The organism is Ponticoccus sp. (in: a-proteobacteria) (assembly GCF_048381735.1).
On record NZ_JBLXGL010000014.1, the window covers coordinates 1 to 19,572 of the forward strand.

The following is a 19,572-nucleotide window of genomic DNA, read 5'->3' on the forward strand; positions in this document are numbered from 1 at the left end:
TTTGACATCTCTGATCTCCTTCTCGTCGAAGATCAGCAGACTGCAAATCATAGCTTATGTCAGTGTCCGAATTTCGGGGAGTAGCTCAACCTGCCTTGGGGTGGCAGGTGCAGCCTGCGCCGGCAGCCGTGCCTGGCCGTTGCCGGGCGGGGGCGGGGTGCACCCCGAAGGGGCCGCGCCGCAGAACTTCGCCCGCCGGGTCATGGGCTTCGCTGCGGGCAGCCGGTTCGACGCGAAGATGCAATGTCCGCAGCCCCGGGGAAGGTATTGCATGGCCCGTGGCGCCGACCGCCCGGGCGCTGCGCTTCGGGCTCGCGCCGCTGCTCCGAATCGTTCCTTTGCGCTCGGCGTGCCCGTCGCAAAGCCCCCGGGGGCTGCGCATCCGGGACCGGGGGCGCATGCCCTGCTTTGCGCGAGGGGGCCTCATCGCTCTGTTTTCGCCTACGGGTGACAGGGCGCGAAGTGGCAAAGCGTGCGCTGGTCATGACATGGTCAGGCGGGGCGCCGGGGCAGGGGCCGAGCGGGGCATGTTCGTTGCGTTCAGGCCCCGCCGGTTGCGGATCGGGCGGCCCGAGCTGCCGCATCGCGTGGTGACGCGCCGGGCGCCGGATCAGACGCCGGAGGCGCCCTTGCCGGTTTGCCCCAGGGTCCGCGTCAGCCAACCCAGATCGGCATTGCCGCCGGATACCACAGCGACGACCGTTTTCCCGGCCAGCGCCGGGGCGTCCTGGACCGCGGCGGCCACGGCCACGGCGCCGCCGGGCTCGGCGACGATCTTCAGGTCGTCCATCAGGATCCGAATGGCGGACAAGACCTCTGCTTCGGTGACGGCGCGGCCACCGGACAGGAGCCTTCGATTGATCGGAAAGGTCAGCTCGCCGGGGATCTGCGTCACGATGGAATCGCAGATCGAGGCATGCCCGGTTTCATTTCCGACCCGCTTGCCCGCCTGCAAGGACCGCTGCGTGTCCTCGAAGTTGACGGGTTCGGCGGCGTAGATGGCCGTCTTCGGCAGGCGGGTTTCCAAAGCCGTTGCCAGCCCGGCGATCAGCCCGCCCCCGCCAACCGGGCAGTACACCGCGTCGGCCCCCAGCCCGGCCGCGTCCAACTGATCGGCGATTTCCAGCCCGACGGTGCCTTGCCCGGCCATGACGGCGTAATCGTCATAGGGCGGGGCAAGAACGGCTCCGGTCTGTTCCGCCAGATCGCGTGCGATCTTGGCGCGGTCTCCGGTGTGGCGGTTGTAGGTGATCACCTCGGCGCCCAGGGCCGCGGTATTGCGCAGCTTGGTGGCCGGAGCGTCCTCGGGCATGATGATGGTCGCCTTGACGCCCATGGCCGAGGCCGCCGCCGCGACCCCCTGCGCGTGGTTTCCCGATGAAAAGGCGACCACGCCGCATTGCCGCTCTTCCGCGCTCAGCGAGGCGATTTTCGTGTAGGCCCCCCGGATCTTGAAAGAGCCGGTCACCTGAAGGCACTCTGGCTTCACCAGCAGGCGGAACCCCAGGCGGTTGTTCAGCAGTTCCGATTCAAGCAATGGCGTCACGCGGACCACACCCTTCAGCGTGGCGGCGGCGGCTTGGATCGTTTCAAAGGTCAACATGGTCAGCTTCCGATCTGAAGGGCGGCGGATCGATTGCGCAGCAGCGCCACAACGCTTTGCGGCGTGATGCGCCCGGTCCCGGGGTTCTCTTCCGTCGGGCGGTTCTGGATCGTCATGGTAAAGTCGGAACTGTCAGAAGTGATGTGAACCCTGTGCATATTGCGGGTCAGGGTCGGATCGGCCCAGACCTGCATCCGGGTGCGATCCGGGCCAAGCCCGGCAAGACTGAGCGCCGCCGCGACGTTCACATTGGCCGGGAACGCTTTCGCCACCTCGCTCACCGAGCCTTCGATGATCTGCATCGGCTCGGTCAATCCGGTCAGGTCGAGCCCGGCCTTGGCAAGATACGGGGCGTTTTGCAGCCCGGCGACCGGTTTGCGGGTTTCGATGACGACGCTGTCGATCCGGCCCACGGCAACCGCCTTCAGCGCGTCCAGCCCCAGCATGGCGCCCGAGGGCACGACAATCCGCGCCCCGGTCTGCTTGGCCAGATCGATCAGATCGCCGCGCTGGAGCAGCTGGCTGCAGGACATGACCACAAGCGTCTTGCCGGCCTTCAGAACCGGTTCGGCGAGATCGGCGAACAGGGAGGGCGGCAGGGCTTCCAGCACCCAGTCGCAGCGGTCCGCCATCTCGTCGAAGGTCAGAAAGGGCTGTGGCCGCGTCAAGTCCGCATTCAACGGTGCCAGCCGGTCCGGGTGGCTGGCTGACAGGCCGCACAGTTCGAAACCGGGTACGCTGCCGCTGTCGACCGCGCGGGCGACCCGCGCGCCGATCGCTCCGATGCCCGCGATTCCGATGGTTTGAGTGGTGATCATCTCGTTCCTTGCATGGTTGGACCTGCGCCGGGACCGGAAAGGCCGCCGCGCCGGTGTCAATTCATTTGGGGCTGCCCTGGTCAGCGAAAGCGGCGAAGGCAGTCGGCAAAGGCGTCGACCTCCGCGTCGCTGTCCGCAAAGGACAGGACGATCCGCACGCCCGACCGTTCCCCGAACGACCAGGGTCGCAGGGGGAAGCCTTCGGCCTTCAGGTGCTCGGCAAGGGCGGGTGGCAGAACCGCGAAGACCTCGTTGATGTGGACGGGATGCATCAGCCTGACGGCGTCACAGGCGCCCAAAGCCCGCGCGACCCGCGTGGCATGGCCATTGGCGCGCGCAGCGTTCCTGCGCCAGAGATCGCCCTCGAGATAGCTTAGCAATTGCGCCGACATGTATCGCATCTTTGACGACAGGTGCCCGGCACGCTTGTGCATGACGCGCAGGACCCGCGCGATTTCGGGGTCGAAGGTGATGACCGCCTCGGCATTCATGGTGCCGTTCTTGGTGGTGCCGAAGGTCAGAAGATCCACGCCGGCCTTCCAGGTCATCTCTGCCGGTGTCGCGCCCAGATGGACCAGCGCATTGGCAAAGCGCGCGCCGTCCATATGGACCTTCAGGCCCGCCTGCCGGGCGATGGCCGACAGCTCTGCCAGCTCGTCCAGCGTGTAGGTCACGCCGGTTTCGGTCGCCTGCGTCAGGCAAAGCGCGCTTGCGTGCATGTGGTGAACATTGCCGATGCCGTGGGCGTCAAGCGCGGCGCGCAGGGCATCGGCGGTAATCTTGTTGTCGGCGCCATCGATCAGGGTGATCCGGCCACCGCCCGAATAGAACTCTGGCGCGCCGCCTTCCGTTGTGACGATATGAGCCTGCGCGTGGCTGAACATCGTGCCGTAGGGTGGGGTCACCGCACCCAGCGCCAGCCCGTTGCCGGCGGTGCCGGTCGGGACCGGAAAGACGAAGCACCTTTTCTCGAAGAAATCCGAATAGGCGCTGTCGAGCCCCTGCGACCAGCGGTCGGCGCCATAGGCCGTCTCGACACCGTGGTTGCATCGCACAAGCGCGTCCATCACCTGATCGCAGACGGGCGCGCCATTGTCGGAATTGAATTTATAGATCGCCATGTCGGACCATTTCGCTGTGAACTTCCTGCGGATTGTCTGAGCGCCGCGGCGCTTCACGGTCGGGTGCCCCCACCGGGGAGGGGATGAGGTGTGGGGGCACCCGCAAGGGCGCCGGACTGAACCGGCGCCCTATCTACAGATCGACCTTCGGGCGCGGGATCGCGAAGGCGTCGTTGCGTTCCAGCGCATGGGCCGCGCGCAGGACGGTGCTTTCCTCGAAGTAGCGCCCGACCAGTTGCAGCGCGATCGGCAGACCTGCCGAATGCATGGCGCAGGGCATCGTCAGCGCGGGATGGCCCGACATGTTGAAGAAGGTCGTGAAGCGGGTGATCGCGTTGCCCACGGCTTCGTCCACGCCGTCGCGGGTTGTCTTGACCGTGCCCAGAGGCTGCGCGATTTCCGGCGTCGCGGGGGTCAGCATCAGGTCGACCTCGTCGAACAGGGCGTTGGTCCTTTGCCGGTAGACTTCGACAAACCGCTTGGCGCGCACGTAATGCTCGGCCAGCAGCGTCTGGCCAAGGGCAAGACCGGCGCGGAAATCCGTGCCGTACAGCGCGCCACGCTCTTGCAGATATGCCGAATGTGCGCTCAGCGCTTCCGGCATCTGCACGGTCAGCGACACGGCGCGGCTGTGTTCCATGTCCGGGAACCGGACGGCAACCAGCTTGGCGCCCTGCGCGACCAGATAGGATTTGACCGCGTCCATGGCGGCGAGGATCTCGGGGTCGGTCCGGTCGTAGTAGAAGTTCTCGGGAATGCCGACGCGCAGGCCGCTGATGTCCCGGTCAAGCGCGGCGGCATAGTCTTCGACCGGGATGTTCTGCGCGCCGGGATCGCGGGGGTCATAGCCCGCGACAATGCCCAGGAAATCGGCGCAGTCCGCGACGTCGCGGGTCATCAGGCCGACGTGGTCCAGCGTCCAGCAATAGGGCACGACGCCGGTGGTCGGCACCCGGCCAATCGTCGGCTTCAGGCCGACCAGCCCGTTCAGCGCGGCAGGCGCGCGGACCGATCCGCCGGTGTCCGTGCCAAGCGACGCCGGCACAAGCCCGAAGGCGACCGCGGCGGCAGAGCCGCTTGACGATCCACCCGCAAGCCGGGTCGTGTCATAGGCGTTGACGCAGGTGCCATAGACCTCGTTCTCGCCGGTCGCGCCGTAGGCGAATTCATGCAGGTTGGTCTTGCCCATACTGACGGCACCGGCCTGCCGCATCTGTGCGACGGCGAAGGCATCCTCTGTCGCGATGCGGTCGTGGAACACGCGGGATCCGGCAGAGGTCAGAACACCCGCGACGTCGAAGAGGTCTTTCGAGGCATAGGGCACACCGGCAAAGGCGCTTGCGGTCAGGTCGTCAGCCGTCAGGCGCGCGGCCTCGTCCCGCGCCTGATCTGCGGTCACGGTGATGAAGGCTTTCGACCGTTCGTTATGCGTGGCGATCCGGTCGGCGAAGACATCCACCAGTTCTCCGGGTGTGATCTCTCCGGCGGTCAGTCTGCGTTTCAAACCGCGTACGGTGTCAAAGGCGATCTCGGTCGACATCGTTTATCTCTTCTGCACGGTCAAGGCGGGGGGAGTGGTTTCAAGGTCGATCCTGCGCAGCACGTCGAGCTCGTTCAGCAGGTCCTGGAACCCGGTGATGATGCCAAGCTGCGGGTCGACGAGTTCGTTGATCTCGGCGTCGGTCCAGTCGTGAGACGCCATCTGCGTGCAGATGCCCGTCAGGGTATCCTTGGTCAGTTTCTTCATGGGAAAGCTCATGCTCTTCGGGCAGGGGATAGAGCGCGCCGACAGGCGGCGCGCTCTGATGGCTCAGCACAGGATCAGCGTTTCCGGTGTCTGGCTGGTGAGGATTTCCCCACCCTCTTCGGTCACCATGACGGTGTTGGAGATGAAGTAGTCGGCCACGCTGGTGTTGGTGAACCAGGAGTGCGCGTGAACGACCATGCCGACCTCGATCTTGCGGGTCGAGTTCGGGAACAGGCTGGTGACCATCGAACCGCCGGTCCAGCTGGGCGGGAAGCCGATCCCGACCAGGTAACCGCAGTGGTGGCGGTGGTAATCGTTCAGGCCCGCGCTTGCGGCGACATCGTGCCAGGCCTCATAGGCCTGACCCGCTTCATTGCCCGGTTTCAGCGCCTCGCAGATCGCCTTCATCCCGCGGATGGCCAGGTCGACGGATGCCTCGATACCGGCGGGTGCCGAACCGACATAGGCAAGCCGCCCCATCGGCGCCTGATACTTCCGGTAGGCCGCGCAGGTCTCCATGAAGACCGCATCGCCCGAGCGGAAGATCTCGCCGCGCCAGGTGGTGTGCTCTTCGCCCAGCCGCGAGGTGGGGCGGAAGAAGGGGCCGAAGCCGGGGTACTCGCTGCCCGCAAGGATCATCTCCTTGTGGTAGGCGGCGGAGACTTCGTAATCCGATGCGCCGTCTTTCAACGCCTCGATCGCCGCAAGCGTGCCCATGTCGACCGCATGCGCCGCCTTGCGCGTATAGGACATCTCGAGCGGCGATTTCACCAGGCGCAGATCGTCGATCAGGCCGGAGGCATCGCTCCACCGGGTGCCCGCGCCGTCGTCCTGAATGCGCTCTGCGTGACGCGGTGTCAGGAACAGGCTGCGTTTTTCAATCCCCACGCGACCGCCCCAGAGCCCGAGGTCCTTCATCGCCTGATGCACGTAGTCGGAAAGCTCTTCGTGGTCCTTGTGGCCGTAGAAGGTGGCGTTTTCGACCTGGTTGTCGAAGGTGATCTTTTCCATCGCGCGGCAGGCAAGGCCCATCTTGCCGTCACGGTTCAGGATCAGGACGTGCGCCGCGAAGAAGCCCCAGTGGTCCATCCCGGTCAGGTAGTAGATGCTTTCGGGGACCGAGATCAGGATCCCGTCGAGGTCGTTCCGCTCCAGCACGGTCCGGGCGCGGGCCACCCGCTCTTGCAACTCTTGCTGCGGAAACGGCTTGTTGATCATGTTCAGATCTTTCATCGTCGTCGGCCTTACTTGCTCAGCAGGATTTCGCGGGGGTACTGGGTGATGTAGTCAAAGCCGGTTTCGGTCACGACGATCGAGTCGCCGATGCGGCCGGCGGTGATGCCGTCGACCGAGATGCCGCCGTCGACCGCAAAGGTCATGCCGGGCTGAAGCACGGTCTTGTCGCCGGATTTGAGTTCCGGCGCCTCAAGGTAGGCGACACCGATGGAGCGACCGGTGCGGTAGCCGGTCTCGTAACCGCGCGACCGGTAGACCTCGTTCGCTGCCGCCGCGACATCCTCGGCAGGCACGCCGGGACGGATGGCGGCAAGGGCGGCCTGCTGCGCATCGATGGCAGCCTGCTGGACCCGGCGGTCCTCGTCGCGCACGTCCCCGATATGGAACATGCGGTCGAAGCCCAGCTTGTACTGCTTGAACTGGGCCATGTTGCAGAAGCAGAAATACACCGGGTCCAGCCGCTCGTAGGCGCGGACGCTCGCACGGCGGTGCACCATCGACGCGTCCTTGCCGCTTTGCAGGATCTGCAGGTTGTGGATCATCGGCGATACGAAACGATCCCAGCCCTTGTCGGTCAGGAACCCGGCTGCCTTGCGCGACCCCGCCTCGATCACCGCGATGGCGGATTCATACTCGCGGGCGCCTTCCGACAGCGAGTTGTGCGCGGCTTCCATCATCGCGCCCGCGATCTGGCCAGCCTGCTTCATCACCTCGATTTCAAACGGCGTCTTGATCATCCGGATGCCACCCAGCACCGGCGAAATGTCCAGCAGCGGCACGCCGGGATACCGGTCGTCCAGATGGTTGCGCACGATGGCCGGAATGCTGTTGCGCTCGATGTAGATGGCCGAGGGGTTGTCCCCCAGCGCCCCGGCAAGGGCACGGCCCCATGTCCGTTCGCCGATGTCTTCCCAGGTCCGCACGTCTTCCACCCAGGTCATTTCTGCGACCATCTCGGATTCCATCAGCGGTGTGATCACGATGGGCGCATCGTCCGCATCGACCACCAGCATCGAGGGGCGGCCGAATTCGATCCCGAGATAGCCCCAGAAGCCCGCCAGATAGGCCATCGAGCTTTCGTCGGTGAAGACCGCCTTCTGAATTCCGGCGTCTTTCATGCGACGCTGTAGTTCGGCGGTGCGCTGTTTTGCTTGGTCCAACATTGTTTTTTTCCTTGATCAGAAGGCACAGGGGAGCCGTTGCCCCGCCTTGGCGGGGCATTGGAGAAAGCGTTGAAAGGGCGGTCAGGTCAGTCGAGCAACCCGGGCAGGAAGAGTGAGAATTCCGGCACGAAGGTCACAAGCAGCACCATCGGGACATGTCCGAGCAACAGGAACTTCATCGTCGGGCCGATGTAGGTGGCCAGGGGCTGTCCCGTGACTCCGCCCGCCATGTACAGCAGCGGTGCCGTCGGAGGCGTGATATTGCCAAGACCCAGGTTGGTGCCGACGATGGCCGCGAAATGGATCGGATCGACCCCGATTTCCTGCACCACGGGCAAGAGGATGATCGCCGCCAGGATCCCGCCGGACACATCGTCGACGATCATCCCCATGATCAGCAGCAGCAGGTTGATCAGCAGCAGGATGACGATCTTGTTGTCCGACACCGTCAGCAGCATCTCGGCGAATTTCGTCGGGATTTCCGCCAGGACCATCCCCCGGCTCATCACGAACAGGAAGAACAGGATCATCAGGATCGCCCCGGTCAGGCGCGCGGCTTCGACCGTCGACTCGAACAGGGTGCGGAACGGCAGCGTGCGGTAGATCAACATCCCGACGGCCAGCGTGTAGACCAGCGCGATAGAGCCCGCTTCCGTGGGCGTTGCGATGCCGCTGTAGATGCCGCCCAGGATGATGACCGGCATGATGATCGCAAGGCTGGCCCGCTTCCCGGTGCGCCCGATCAGGGCCACGGCCTCTTTCGGGGGCAGCTTGTCTTCGACGCGGATCGTCTTGTTGTTCCTGAGGAAGTAGAAGTTGAGAGCGCAGTAGATGATGGCCAGCGTGATCCCCGGCAGCATGGTCGACAGGAAGGCCTTGGCGACGGATTCGCGGATGGCAACGGCAAAGACGATCATCGGAATGCTGGGCGGGATCATCAGCGCAAGGACCGAGGATACGGCGACCAGGGCCGTGGCATGGCCCGGCGGATAGCCTTCATCGATCATGCGCGGCACCATGATCTTGCCGATCGCGGCAATCGCGGCAGAGGCAGAGCCCGAGATCGCGCCGAACAGGGCGCAGGTCACGACGGTCACGGCGCCAAGCCCGCCTTTCGTGCGCCCGACGAAGGCATTCACGAAGTTCAGCAGGCGTTCCGAGATGCCAGAGGCCCCCATGAGCGTGCCGGACAGGATGAAAAGCGGGATCGCAAGCAGGGAAAAGGTGCTGACCTGCGTGTAGCCGAAACCGGCGTGGAAGGAAATGTCGATGCCCTGCAACCAGCCGAAAGCCAATGCGCCAATGCCAAAGGCAAGGCCGACCGGCACTTCGATAAACAGGAGGACAATAACAAGGGCGGTGGCAATCAGGAACAAGCTCATGTCATGCCACCTTCGATTTGGAGAGCAGTGCGCGGGCCTCGAGAAAGGCCTGAAGCAGGTAATAAAGGCACATCATGCCAAAGCCGAAAACCATGCTGAGATCCCAGAGATATTTGGGAAGGCGCATATAAGAGCTCTTTCTGTTCAGAGATATGTTGAAAGAGGCAAAGTCCCAGGCGAATTTCAGGAATATCACCATCGCGATCAGGCAAATGATCGATCCGAACAAGCGCACCGCAAGCAGGACTTTTTCATTTTTGACGATCAGCGAAAGAAGGCCGCCTTCGATATGCTCGCGGTTGCGGGTCGAATAGGCCATGCCGACGAAATACACCCAGACCGCAAGCATCGGGGCCATTTCCTCGATACCCAGAAAGGGCAGTGAAACCACGTAGCGCATGAAGACCTGCGCGGCCATCAGAAGGCCAAGCGAGATCATTGCGACGAACATCACGACACGCATGAGCCAGGCGATGCCGGCCTCGGCCCGATAAAGGCCGCCCAGCCCGGTGTATGGCGCAGTCCGGCGGTCCTCGGCGTCCGGCACCGGAGCGATCGCCGGGGGCGACAGGATGCCGTCCAGGCTGTCGGTGTGATGCAGTTCTTTCATGTGACCCCCCGTTAGTCGCTGCGGGGCGCGAGCTTGATGACCGCGCCCCGGCTTCGGTATTACTCGATGCCTGCGGCTGCCTTGATTTCAGCCATGATTTCGGACCCGATCACCCCTTCCATGTAGGGGTATTCGGCGGCCACGATGAGGCTCTTGTAGGCTTCAAGCTGCTCGGGTGTCAGTTCGACCACCTCGATGCCTGCGTCGCGGATCTGCTCGAACCACTTCGGGCTTTCGGCTTGGGCGCTTTCCCAGGCCCAGGTCGTGGCTTCGTCCGCGGCGGTCTTGATCCAGCCTTGCTGCTCTTCGGTCAGGCCGTCGAACCAGCGCTTGTTCGCATTCCAGAAGGTGTGCTCGAAGTTCTCGCGGGTGAACACATAGGTGCTGATGACGTCCTTGAAGATCAGGACTTCGGAGGGCGGGGAATAGGCCCGGCCATCGATGGCCCCGGTCTGAAGCGCGGTGTGAACCTCGGAGAAGGCCATCGGCACCGGAGAGAAGCCCGTCGCCCTGTACCGCTCGATCGCCATCGGCTGACCGGGCACGCGCATCTTGAAGCCCTTGGCATCGTCGGGGAAATTGGTCGGGACATCGACGCCCTTGCGCACCACGAAGCCGGTGAAGTCGGTCGGGATCGTGCCAAGCAGTTCCATGCCCATGTCGTTCATGATGCCGTTGTAGACGCCGGCCATCACCGAACCCGGGCCGTAGACCTGCTTGCCGGTCTCCCAGTCCTCTGCAACGTATCCCAGGATCGAGACGTCCCAGCGCGGGTCAAGCTCGGAGTGGTTCCAGGACATCGTCATCTGAACGGCGCCCTGCGCGACCTGCTCGACGATGGAGGTCCAGTCGCCAAGATCCCCGCCGGGGTGATGGGACACGGTCATCGTGCCGCCCGACAGCTCGTCCAGGCGAGCGCTGAACTGTTCGGCCACTTTGTAGAAGATATGCTCCTGGTCCATCACATGGGCCAGAATGATCTCCTCGGCGGCGGCGCTGGTCGCAGAGGCGCCTGCGAACCCAAGCGCGAAAACGCCCGCCCTTACAATTTTCGACAGCTGCATGCTGCTGCTCTCCCTATCAGTGAATTCTTCGCCTCGGCCTGCCGTAGCGTATCGACACACCTACACGGAACCGTTACGCTGCATACAGCATGCGCGTCAAATCCTTTTTTTACGCAAGAATCGGCGGATTTGACCCAGCAAACCTGAGAGGATGCATACAGCATGGCTTGCAATTCAGATCTGGGTGAGCTTTTCGACGACGGTCGTCATCCGCGCGCGAAGCTTGGCTTCGTGCTGCTTTCCACAGAGCGCACCATCGAAGACGACATGTTCCGCTTGCGCCCCTATGGCGTCGGCGTTCATTTCACAAGAGCTTACAACAAAGATGACATTTCCGTCGAAACGCTGAGCAATCAGGTCGATGATCTGGCCAGGGCTGCCAGCACCTTGCTGCCCGACGGCAGTCTCGACGTGGTGTGTTATGCCTGCACCTCGGCAAGTCTTCTGATCGGAGAGGACAGGGTGATCGGCGAACTGTCCAGGGGCGCGCCGTCCGCCCGGCCGACCACTTTGATTTCGGGCGTTTTGCGGGGGCTCGAGGCCCTGGGCGTGCGCCGGGTTGCGGTGGCGACCCCCTATCTGGACGAAATCAATGCGCGCGAAGCGGACTACATGGAAGATGCAGGGTTCGAGATCAGCGCCATTCGCGGCCTGAACCTCGACAAGGATGCAGATATGGTGCGCGTCAGCCCCCGGGCCATCGGGCGCCTTGCCGCCGCGGTCGACCGACCGGATGCCGAGGCCGTCTTTGTCAGCTGTGGCGCCTTGCGAACACTTGATATTGTTGAAGAACTTGAGAAAGAGTTGGGCAAGCCGGTTATCTGCTCAAATCAGGCGATGATGTGGGATGTGCTGCGCCTTGCCGGTCTGGATGACCGGATCGAAGGATACGGCACCCTGCTGCGGGCGCATTGAACCCGCATGTGAAGAGGCCGCGCGCCGATGTTGTGTACGAGAGGGCAGAAAGACACGATGACCACAGAAACGCAGAAAATGGATGCGGCAACCATACAGCGCATTCTGCTGGAACGAATCTGCCTCCTCGAATACCGGCCCGGTGACCAGCTCAAGGAAGCGGCGCTGGCCTTGGAACTGGGCGTGAGCCGCACGCCGATTCGGGACGCGCTCAATCGCATCAGCCATCTCGGCCTGATCGAATCGCGCAATGGCGTGGGAACGGTGGTCGTCGGGCTGACGCAGGAACAGCTGCGCCATGTGTACGAAGTCCGGCTGGAACTGGCCTGCCTGATCGGCAAGCTGTCACCGATCGTCCCGAACGCCGAGCATTGCGCGGCGCTCAGGGTGCTGCTGGAGCGGGCGACCGAACTGGCCGAAAACGTCGCCCCCGACGAGTTCGTGAAGATCAATCACGAGCTGAACGAGACGGTGGCCTCGATGATCGGCAATTCCTCGCTGCGCTCGATCTGGCTTCAGGTCTATGTGCAGGCGGCAAGCACCTGGCATCGGTTGGCCGAGACCATCGGCGGGGATGCGACGCAGGCGCTGGTCGAGGAATTGACCGCCCTGCTGACGGCGGCGGAACGAGGCGATTCCGATGCCATCGGGCACGTCCAGCGGATCTACATCGGCTACAGCTTTCGAAAGCTTCAGGAGATCGGACTGATCTGACGGCAGGGGCCAATCCCGGGCGCGGGCTGCGGCCCCGCCCTATGCCGCGGGCACCGAGGCGCGCCTGTCGATCGAGGGAGGCTCGTTGAACAGCGCCCGATAGGCCTCGGTGAAGTGCGACTGGCTGCCAAAGCCCACCATCTGCGCAACTTCGCCCAGCGACAGCCTTGTGGTCCTGACCAGCTCCCGCGATGTTTCCAGCCGCATCCGGCGGTACTGGTCCATCATGCCGATCCCCAGCGCCTCGGTGAACAGGCGCCGAAGGTGACGTTCCGAAACGCCGACCAGCCCGGCGATCTGCTGTTGATCCAGCGGATCGGCGATATGCGTCTCCATCAGTTCGAGCGCCGCGCTCACGGGTTTCGGCAGCGTCCCGTAGCGCGATGCGGTCGAGGGCTTTTGCGGTGTGTCCGTCGGCCTGATCTCGGTCTGGATGAACCAGTCCGAGATGCGCCGGGCAAAACGCGTGCCGTGGTCCCGCGCGATGATCGCATACATCATATCGAGGGGCGCGGAACCGCCGGCACAGGTGTATCGGGTGCGGTCGATCACGAACAGCCGCCGCTCCAGCAGCCACGATCCCGGCATTGTGGCGAAGGCTTCGTAGTGGTGCCAATGAACCGTGAAGCGGTAGCCGTCCAGCAGGCCCGCCTTTGCCAGGATAAGCGACCCGCCGGAAATGCCGCCCATGGCGACACCGGCGTGATCCGCCCGGCGGAGCCATCGAAACAGCACCGGGTCGCGAACGGTTTTCTTGCCGCCGCCCGCGACGACAAGGATCAGGTCGAAGTCGGGCGCCACATCGGCGAAATGCCGGGACGCAAAGCTCGCACCCATGCCGGTGCCCGCGCTGTCTGGGTGCGTGCGCAGAAGCGAAATCTCGTACAGCGCCTGGGTCGAGAACATGTTCGCGGCGCGCAGCGGCTCCAGCACCGATGACGTGGACAACAGGGTGAACCCATCCACCAGCAGCACGGCGATTCGTATTATGGCCACCTGAAAACCCCGGCTTCCACGATTGTCCGATTTTCGACAGCATCAGGCCGAAGGGCAAAAGACATAGGCGGTGCCCATCCCTAGAACAATACCGAAAAAGGAGCGCGGCTATGAAATTTTCTGGCTTCAAAGTGGCGAAAGAGGCTTTGACCGGCCACAAGGGGTGGAAGCCTTTGTGGCGCAATCCCGAACCCAAAAAGTCCTACGATGTGATAATCGTCGGCGGCGGTGGTCACGGGCTGGCCACCGCCTATTACCTTGCGACGCAATATGGCCTGACCAACATTGCCGTTCTTGAAAAGGGTTGGCTGGGTTCGGGAAACATCGGACGCAATACAACCATCGTCCGCTCCAATTACCTGCTGCCCGGCAACCAGCCGTTCTACGAGTTCTCGATGAAACTCTGGGAGCGGCAGGAGCAGGATCTCAATTTCAACTCGATGATGAGCCAGCGGTCGGTGATCAACCTCGCCCATACAGACGGTCAGCGCGACGCGTTTCGTCGGCGCGGTAATGCCATGCAGCTGTCCGGCGCCGGTGGCACGCTGTTGTCGCGTGACCGGCTGCGCGAGATGCTGCCGTTTCTCAACTTCGACAACGCGCGTTTTCCGATCAAGGCGGGCCTCATGCAGAAACGCGGCGGCACTGCGCGTCACGACGGGGTGGCCTGGGGCTATGCCCGGGCGGCGGACCTGCGCGGCGTCGACATCATCCAGAACTGTGAGGTCACCGGATTCCGGACCCAGGCCGGACGCATGGTCGGCGTCGAGACCGCGCGCGGCTTCATCGGGGCGAAGAAGGTCGGCGTCGCGGTTGCGGGCTCGTCCTCGCGCGTGATGGCGATGGCTGGCATGCGGCTTCCGATCGAAAGCCACGTCATGCAGGCCTTCGTGACCGAAGGGTTGAAGCCGACGCTTCCGGCCGTGATTTCCTTCGGGGTCGGCCATTTCTACATCAGCCAGTCCGACAAGGGCGGGCTGGTCTTCGGCGGCGACATCGACGGCTACAACTCTTATGCGCAGCGTGGCAACCTGCCGATTGTCGAGGACGTCATCGAAAGCGGCATGGCGCTGATGCCGATGATCGGGCGGGCGCGGCTGCTGCGCAGCTGGGGCGGCGTCATGGACATGTCGATGGACGGCTCTCCGATCATCGACCGCACCCATATCGACGGGCTCTTCTTCAACGGCGGCTGGTGTTACGGCGGCTTCAAGGCGACCCCGGCCTCGGGCTACGCCTTTGCGCATCTGCTGGCCACCGGCACCCCGCACGAGACTGCGACGGCCTACCGGATGGACCGTTTCGCACGCGGCTATGTCATCGACGAAAAGGGCGTTGGCGCCCAACCCAACCTGCACTGAGGAGACAAGAATGCTGATCCCTCATCCGCTTCTCGGGCTGCGCGACAGCCAGGAATTCACCTATCTCGGCGATGCCAGCCTGATGAACCGGCCGGACCCGGTCGCCGACAATGCCGAGGCCGCGTTCTGCGACTACGTGTACCTGCGCGACAACCCCGCCGGGATCCATCGCGAGCTTTGGTACCACGAGCAGGGCGACCGGTCCTGGCTTGTCGTGACCCGCAACACCGTGACCCACGAAATCCTCGGCGCCGAACTGGCCGCCGACGTCAATCTGCGAGGCTCGAAATGACCCGTCTGACCGGCGGTCACATCGACCGCGACACAGCGCTTCCGTTCCGCTTCAACGGCACGACCTATGTCGGCTACCACGGTGACACGCTGGCCTCGGCGCTTCTGGCAAACGGCGTGCAGCTGGTCGGGCGAAGCTTCAAGTACCATCGCCCGCGCGGGATCTTCTCGGCCGGGTCCGAGGAGCCCAACGCCCTTGTCACCCTGCGCGAGGGCGCCCGCTCGGAACCCAACACACGCGCGACCGTCACCGAGCTCTTTGCGGGGTTGACGGCCCGGTCGCAGAACCACGTGGGTTCGCTGGGGCGCGATCTTCTGGCGGTCAACGACCTGCTGTCGCCCTTCTTCGCCGCCGGTTTCTACTACAAGACCTTCATGTGGCCCAAGGCGTTCTGGGAAAGGCTCTACGAGCCCGCAATCCGCAAGGCGGCAGGACTTGGGGCCTTGTCGATGCTGCCCGACCCGGACCGCTACGACAAGGGCTTCCTGCATTGCGACCTGCTGGTCATCGGCGGCGGGGCGGCGGGCTTTGCGGCGGCACTGACCGCCGGACGGGCCGGGGCGCGCGTGATCCTCGCGGACGAAGACTTCCGGCTTGGCGGGCGCCTGCTGGCCGAAAGCGATCCGCTGGATGACGCGCCCGCCGCCGATTGGGTGGCCCGAGTGCAGGCCGAACTCGAAACCCTGCCAAACGTGCGGATCCTGTCGCGGACCACGGTCTTCGGGGTCTATGACCACGGCATCTACGGCGCGGTCGAGCGGGTCGCCGACCACCTGCCAGAGCCGGGCGAAGGAGTCCGCCAGACGCTGTGGCGCATCACAGCGCGGCGCGCGGTGCTGGCCGCCGGGGCCATCGAACGCCACATCCCCTTTGCCGACAACGACCGCCCGGGCATCATGCTCGCCGGGGCGATGCGCGCCTATGTCAACCGATGGGCCGCCGCGCCGGTGCGATCGGCCTCGGACGCGGTGGCGGTGTTCACCAATGGCGATGACGGCCACCGCACGGCGATGGACCTGATCGCCAAGGGCGCGAAGGTGCTGGGCGTCATCGACAGCCGGGCGGATGCGCCACGGTTCGGCGACTACGCCGTCTTCGCGGGCGGCACCGTCACCGGCACGCGTGGCCGCAAGGGGTTGAGCGCCATCCAGATCACGCGAAACGGCAGATCCTCCTGGCACGATGTCGGGGCCCTGGCGGTATCGGGCGGCTGGAACCCCAATGTCCATCTCGCCTCGCACCATCGCGGGCGCCCGCAGTGGAACGACGAGCTTCTGGCCTTTGTGCCGGGTGACACCGGGCCGAGCGGTCTTGTCGCCGTGGGGGCGGCGGCGGGGCAGGGCAGCGCGGCTGCCGCTTTGACAGGCGGGATGCGCGCGGCGCAAACGGCGCTCTTGGATCTGGGCATCACGGCTTGGGACATCGCGCTGCCCTCTGCCGAGGATCGCGTCATGGCCCAGGCCGCGTTCTGGCACGTGCCCGGCAAGAAACGCGCCTGGGTCGATTTCCAGAACGACGTGACCGTCAAGGACATCGCGCTGGCGCATCAGGAGAACATGCGTTCGGTCGAGCATCTCAAGCGGTGGACGACGCTTGGCATGGCGACCGATCAGGGTAAGACCTCCAATATCTCCGCGCTGGCTGTCATGGCGGAACTGACCGGGGCGACCATTCCCGAAACCGGCACGACGATCTTCCGCCCGCCCTACACCGGCGTTTCGCTCTCGGTGCTGGGCGGCGGCGACACGGGGGCGCATTATCGCCCGCGCCGGCTGACGCCCACGCACAGCTGGGCCGAGTCGCTGGGGGCCGAGTTCGTCGAAGTGGGGCAATGGATGCGGGCGCAGTATTTTCCGCAACCGGGCGAGACGCATTGGCGCCAGTCCGTCGACCGCGAGGCCAGGGCCGTTCGCGAGGGCGTGGGCCTTTGCGACGTCACGACGCTGGGCAAGATCGACGTGCAGGGCACCGATGCCGCAGAGTTCCTGAACCGCATTTACGCCAATACCATGGGTACGCTGAAGGTGGGCAGGGTGCGCTACGGGCTTATGCTGCGCGAGGACGGCACGCTTTACGACGATGGCACCTGCGCCCGTCTGGCCGAGGATCACTATGTGGTCACGACGACCACCGCGAATGCCGGGGCCGTGTATCGCAACATGGAGTTTGCCCGTCAGTGCCTCTGGGCGGACCTCGACGTGCAGCTGATCTCGACAACGGATGCCTGGGCGCAAATCGCGGTTGCGGGTCCGAATTCACGCGCGCTGCTAAGCCGGGTCGTCGACGGGTTCGATCTGTCCAACGAGGCCTTCCCATTCATGGCCTGTTCCGGCCTGACGATCTGCGGCGGGCTTCGGGCGCGGCTTTTCCGGATCTCATTCTCGGGCGAACTTGCCTATGAGATCGCGGTGCCCGCCCGCTATGGCAACGCCCTGGTAGAGCGTTTGATGCAGTGCGGCGTGGATCTGGGGGCGACGCCCTACGGGACCGAGGCGCTTGGTGTGCTGCGGATCGAGAAGGGCCACGCGACGGGCGCCGAGATCACCGGCCAGACAACGGCATCGATGCTGGGGCTGGGCAAGATGGTGTCCGCCAAGAAGGATTCGATCGGCGCGGTCATGTCCCGCCGCGAAGGTCTGGCGAACGAACCGCGCCGCCTTGTCGGTTTCAGGCCGCGCAGCCCGGATATTCAGATCCCCGCCGGGGCGCATCTGTTCACAAGGGGCGACAGGCAGGATCTGCAAACCGATCAGGGCTGGGTCACCTCCGCCTGCTATTCGCCCAATCTGGGAAGCCACATCGCGCTTGGATATCTGGAGAACGGCGATAGCCGTCTGGGCGAGGTGATCACCGTGGCCAACCCTCTGGAAGGGCAGGACTGCGACGTCGAAGTCGTGTCCGCCCAGTTTGTCGACCCCGAAGGAGTGCGCCTCCGTGACTGATCTCATCCCGATGACCGCCCTTGGCGCGACCGAGCCCCGCCGTGAGACCCACGGCGCCCTGACCCTTGTCGAGAACGCCGACCTCGCGCTGGCGTCCCTGACCCTGCGCAGGGGGCAAAGTGCGCCAAGCCCCTTCGGCCTGACCCTGCCCCCCGCCGGGCAGGCGGTTTCGGGCGCCGATGCCGGGGCATTCTGGATCGGCCGCGACCAGTGGATGATCGAGGGGCCCGGTCAGGGCGCCGCCGACTTTTGCGCCCGGGTCCTGGCCGAGGCCCCGGCGTGTTCGGTCAGTGAGCAGACCGACGGGTTCACCGCCTTCGAGATCACCTCAAGCGGGGGCGGGGGCTTCGTCGAGCCCTTGCTGGCAAAGCTCGTCAACCTCGACCCGAAGGGCTTCACCCCCGGCAGCGTTGTGCGCACCAACCTCGAACACATGAGCGTCTTTCTCCTGCGCCGGAGCGATGACCATCTGGCCGTGATCGGGATGCGCACCTATGCGCAGGCGCTGTGGCATGCGCTTGCGACGGCGGCACGCGGCTGGGGCGGTCGATGACCGCGCCCACTGCCGCTGCCACCGCCGGCGCGGGAAAGCCGCCGCTGCGGGCGGCCCGATCCGCCGGCCCTGCGGGCCCGACCCAACCCCAACCCTGGCCCACAGACAGACCGCGCCGCCACACGCGCGCGGTCATCGCGGAGAAACCCATGACCAAATACTGCCTGACCGTGACCTGCCCGGCCCGTCGCGGAATCGTCGCCGCCATTTCCACCTTCCTGGCGGAGCACGGCTGCAACATCACCGACAGTTCCCAGTTCGACGACCTCGACACGGGGCGCTTTTTCATGCGCGTGGCCTTCGAGGCGGAAGCGGGGACGACCCTTTCCGAGCTGGAGGGCGAGTTCGCGCAAATCGTCGAGACGTTCTCGATGCAGGCCGCGTTCCACGATGTCGCCCGGAAGATGAAGGTGGTGATCATGGTCAGCCGGTTCGGGCACTGCCTGAACGACCTGCTGTACCGCGTCAGGATCGGCGCGCTGCCGGTCGACATCGTCGCCGTGATCTCGAACCACATGGACTATCAGAAAGTGGTGGTGAACGCGGATATCCCGTTCCACTGCATCAAGGTCACCAAGGAAAACAAGCCGCAGGCCGAGGCCGCCATCATGAAGGTCGTCGAAGAGGCGGGGGCCGAACTGATCGTGCTGGCGCGATACATGCAGGTGCTGTCCGACGAGATGTGCGAGACGATGTCGGGCCGGATCATCAATATCCACCATTCCTTCCTGCCGTCCTTCAAGGGCGCGAATCCCTACAAGCAGGCCTTCGAGCGCGGGGTGAAGCTGATCGGCGCCACTTCGCACTACGTCACCGCCGACCTGGACGAAGGCCCGATCATCGAACAGGACATCATCCGCGTGACGCATGCCCAGTCCGCATCCGACTACGTCTCGCTTGGCCGGGATGTCGAGGCGCAGGTGCTCGCCCGCGCGATCCACGCCCATGCCAATCATCGCGTCTTCCTGAACGGCAACAAGACCGTGGTGGTGCCCGCAGGCCCCGGTTCCTACAGCTCGGAGAAGATGGGCTGACCCGACGCTAGGGCCGCAACC

Annotated in this window: 18 protein-coding genes; 7 read left to right on the forward strand and 11 right to left on the reverse strand. The window is 64.6% G+C overall.

Annotated features, from left to right (window positions below):
- Positions 1 to 610 precede the first annotated feature (610 nt).
- The 10 genes from ACN5KJ_RS18795 to dctP all read right to left on the reverse strand — a co-directional run bounded on the left by ACN5KJ_RS18795 (position 611) and on the right by dctP (position 10,744).
- Positions 611 to 1,603 carry a threonine ammonia-lyase gene (locus ACN5KJ_RS18795; RefSeq protein WP_418595530.1) on the reverse strand — a complete coding sequence of 331 codons (993 nt, stop codon included), beginning with the start codon at positions 1,601 to 1,603 and terminating at the stop codon, positions 611 to 613.
- Between the two features lie 2 nt (positions 1,604 to 1,605).
- Positions 1,606 to 2,421 (reverse strand): aspartate dehydrogenase, encoded by an 816-nt coding sequence (locus tag ACN5KJ_RS18800; RefSeq protein WP_418595532.1) that lies wholly within the window; start codon positions 2,419 to 2,421, stop codon positions 1,606 to 1,608.
- Positions 2,422 to 2,501: 80 nt separating this feature from the next.
- Positions 2,502 to 3,542 carry a threonine aldolase family protein gene (locus ACN5KJ_RS18805; protein WP_418595533.1) on the reverse strand — a complete coding sequence of 347 codons (1,041 nt, stop codon included), beginning with the start codon at positions 3,540 to 3,542 and terminating at the stop codon, positions 2,502 to 2,504.
- A 133-nt stretch (positions 3,543 to 3,675) separates the two neighbouring features.
- Positions 3,676 to 5,082, reverse strand: coding sequence for an amidase (locus tag ACN5KJ_RS18810; protein WP_418595535.1), 1,407 nt, complete (start codon positions 5,080 to 5,082; stop codon positions 3,676 to 3,678).
- Positions 5,083 to 5,085: 3 nt separating this feature from the next.
- A complete protein-coding gene (locus ACN5KJ_RS18815; protein ID WP_347168228.1) occupies positions 5,086 to 5,289 on the reverse strand; it encodes a hypothetical protein in 204 nt (67 codons plus the stop codon).
- 63 nt (positions 5,290 to 5,352) lie between these two features.
- Positions 5,353 to 6,522, reverse strand: a complete 1,170-nt coding sequence (locus ACN5KJ_RS18820) for a M24 family metallopeptidase (protein ID WP_418595537.1) — start codon at positions 6,520 to 6,522, stop codon at positions 5,353 to 5,355.
- Positions 6,523 to 6,533: 11 nt separating this feature from the next.
- Positions 6,534 to 7,688, reverse strand: a complete 1,155-nt coding sequence (locus ACN5KJ_RS18825; protein ID WP_418595539.1) for a M24 family metallopeptidase — start codon at positions 7,686 to 7,688, stop codon at positions 6,534 to 6,536.
- A gap of 86 nt (positions 7,689 to 7,774) precedes the next feature.
- Complete coding sequence (locus tag ACN5KJ_RS18830) at positions 7,775 to 9,070, reverse strand: TRAP transporter large permease (RefSeq protein WP_347168231.1); 1,296 nt, start codon at positions 9,068 to 9,070, stop codon at positions 7,775 to 7,777.
- 1 nt (position 9,071) lies between these two features.
- A complete protein-coding gene (locus ACN5KJ_RS18835; RefSeq protein ID WP_418595541.1) occupies positions 9,072 to 9,680 on the reverse strand; it encodes a TRAP transporter small permease in 609 nt (202 codons plus the stop codon).
- 59 nt (positions 9,681 to 9,739) lie between these two features.
- A complete protein-coding gene (gene dctP / locus ACN5KJ_RS18840; protein WP_347168233.1) occupies positions 9,740 to 10,744 on the reverse strand; it encodes a TRAP transporter substrate-binding protein DctP in 1,005 nt (334 codons plus the stop codon).
- A gap of 162 nt (positions 10,745 to 10,906) precedes the next feature.
- Between dctP and ACN5KJ_RS18845 the strand changes: the two genes are divergently transcribed.
- Together ACN5KJ_RS18845 and ACN5KJ_RS18850 are read left to right on the forward strand one after the other, a co-directional pair.
- The gene (locus ACN5KJ_RS18845) at positions 10,907 to 11,659 is read left to right on the forward strand and encodes an arylmalonate decarboxylase (RefSeq protein WP_418595543.1); all 753 of its coding nucleotides are present in this window, start codon (positions 10,907 to 10,909) and stop codon (positions 11,657 to 11,659) included.
- Positions 11,660 to 11,716: 57 nt separating this feature from the next.
- On the forward strand, positions 11,717 to 12,373 hold the full coding sequence (locus tag ACN5KJ_RS18850; protein ID WP_347168236.1) for a GntR family transcriptional regulator: 657 nt from the start codon (positions 11,717 to 11,719) through the stop codon (positions 12,371 to 12,373).
- A 39-nt stretch (positions 12,374 to 12,412) separates the two neighbouring features.
- On the opposite strand, the gene ACN5KJ_RS18855 is transcribed toward ACN5KJ_RS18850, so the two are convergent.
- A complete protein-coding gene (locus tag ACN5KJ_RS18855; RefSeq protein ID WP_418595545.1) occupies positions 12,413 to 13,369 on the reverse strand; it encodes a GlxA family transcriptional regulator in 957 nt (318 codons plus the stop codon).
- A gap of 110 nt (positions 13,370 to 13,479) precedes the next feature.
- On the opposite strand from ACN5KJ_RS18855, the gene ACN5KJ_RS18860 reads away from it, so the two are divergent.
- From ACN5KJ_RS18860 to purU, 5 genes are all read left to right on the forward strand, one after another.
- Complete coding sequence (locus tag ACN5KJ_RS18860) at positions 13,480 to 14,730, forward strand: sarcosine oxidase subunit beta family protein (protein WP_418595547.1); 1,251 nt, start codon at positions 13,480 to 13,482, stop codon at positions 14,728 to 14,730.
- A 10-nt stretch (positions 14,731 to 14,740) separates the two neighbouring features.
- Positions 14,741 to 15,022, forward strand: coding sequence for a sarcosine oxidase subunit delta (locus ACN5KJ_RS18865; protein WP_347168238.1), 282 nt, complete (start codon positions 14,741 to 14,743; stop codon positions 15,020 to 15,022).
- Positions 15,019 to 17,964, forward strand: a complete 2,946-nt coding sequence (locus ACN5KJ_RS18870; RefSeq protein ID WP_418595549.1) for a sarcosine oxidase subunit alpha family protein — start codon at positions 15,019 to 15,021, stop codon at positions 17,962 to 17,964. Before ACN5KJ_RS18865 ends, ACN5KJ_RS18870 begins: the two co-directional genes overlap by 4 nt.
- The gene (locus ACN5KJ_RS18875; RefSeq protein ID WP_418595551.1) at positions 17,957 to 18,517 is read left to right on the forward strand and encodes a sarcosine oxidase subunit gamma; all 561 of its coding nucleotides are present in this window, start codon (positions 17,957 to 17,959) and stop codon (positions 18,515 to 18,517) included. Before ACN5KJ_RS18870 ends, ACN5KJ_RS18875 begins: the two co-directional genes overlap by 8 nt.
- A gap of 149 nt (positions 18,518 to 18,666) precedes the next feature.
- On the forward strand, positions 18,667 to 19,551 hold the full coding sequence (gene purU / locus ACN5KJ_RS18880; protein WP_347168240.1) for a formyltetrahydrofolate deformylase: 885 nt from the start codon (positions 18,667 to 18,669) through the stop codon (positions 19,549 to 19,551).
- The last annotated feature ends 21 nt before the right edge of the window (positions 19,552 to 19,572 follow it).

What these genes read in the sequence shown, in the direction of transcription:
- ACN5KJ_RS18795 (WP_418595530.1), bottom strand. Translation starts at nt 1,603, where the DNA reads ATGTTGACCTTTGAAACGATCCAAGCCGCCGCCGCCACGCTGAAGGGT.
- ACN5KJ_RS18800 (WP_418595532.1), bottom strand. Translation starts at nt 2,421, where the DNA reads ATGATCACCACTCAAACCATCGGAATCGCGGGCATCGGAGCGATCGGC.
- ACN5KJ_RS18805 (WP_418595533.1), bottom strand. Translation starts at nt 3,542, where the DNA reads ATGGCGATCTATAAATTCAATTCCGACAATGGCGCGCCCGTCTGCGAT.
- ACN5KJ_RS18810 (WP_418595535.1), bottom strand. Translation starts at nt 5,082, where the DNA reads ATGTCGACCGAGATCGCCTTTGACACCGTACGCGGTTTGAAACGCAGA.
- ACN5KJ_RS18815 (WP_347168228.1), bottom strand. Translation starts at nt 5,289, where the DNA reads ATGAAGAAACTGACCAAGGATACCCTGACGGGCATCTGCACGCAGATG.
- ACN5KJ_RS18820 (WP_418595537.1), bottom strand. Translation starts at nt 6,522, where the DNA reads ATGAAAGATCTGAACATGATCAACAAGCCGTTTCCGCAGCAAGAGTTG.
- ACN5KJ_RS18825 (WP_418595539.1), bottom strand. Translation starts at nt 7,688, where the DNA reads ATGTTGGACCAAGCAAAACAGCGCACCGCCGAACTACAGCGTCGCATG.
- ACN5KJ_RS18830 (WP_347168231.1), bottom strand. Translation starts at nt 9,070, where the DNA reads ATGAGCTTGTTCCTGATTGCCACCGCCCTTGTTATTGTCCTCCTGTTT.
- ACN5KJ_RS18835 (WP_418595541.1), bottom strand. Translation starts at nt 9,680, where the DNA reads ATGAAAGAACTGCATCACACCGACAGCCTGGACGGCATCCTGTCGCCC.
- dctP (WP_347168233.1), bottom strand. Translation starts at nt 10,744, where the DNA reads ATGCAGCTGTCGAAAATTGTAAGGGCGGGCGTTTTCGCGCTTGGGTTC.
- ACN5KJ_RS18845 (WP_418595543.1), top strand. Translation starts at nt 10,907, where the DNA reads ATGGCTTGCAATTCAGATCTGGGTGAGCTTTTCGACGACGGTCGTCAT.
- ACN5KJ_RS18850 (WP_347168236.1), top strand. Translation starts at nt 11,717, where the DNA reads ATGACCACAGAAACGCAGAAAATGGATGCGGCAACCATACAGCGCATT.
- ACN5KJ_RS18860 (WP_418595547.1), top strand. Translation starts at nt 13,480, where the DNA reads ATGAAATTTTCTGGCTTCAAAGTGGCGAAAGAGGCTTTGACCGGCCAC.
- ACN5KJ_RS18865 (WP_347168238.1), top strand. Translation starts at nt 14,741, where the DNA reads ATGCTGATCCCTCATCCGCTTCTCGGGCTGCGCGACAGCCAGGAATTC.
- ACN5KJ_RS18870 (WP_418595549.1), top strand. Translation starts at nt 15,019, where the DNA reads ATGACCCGTCTGACCGGCGGTCACATCGACCGCGACACAGCGCTTCCG.
- purU (WP_347168240.1), top strand. Translation starts at nt 18,667, where the DNA reads ATGACCAAATACTGCCTGACCGTGACCTGCCCGGCCCGTCGCGGAATC.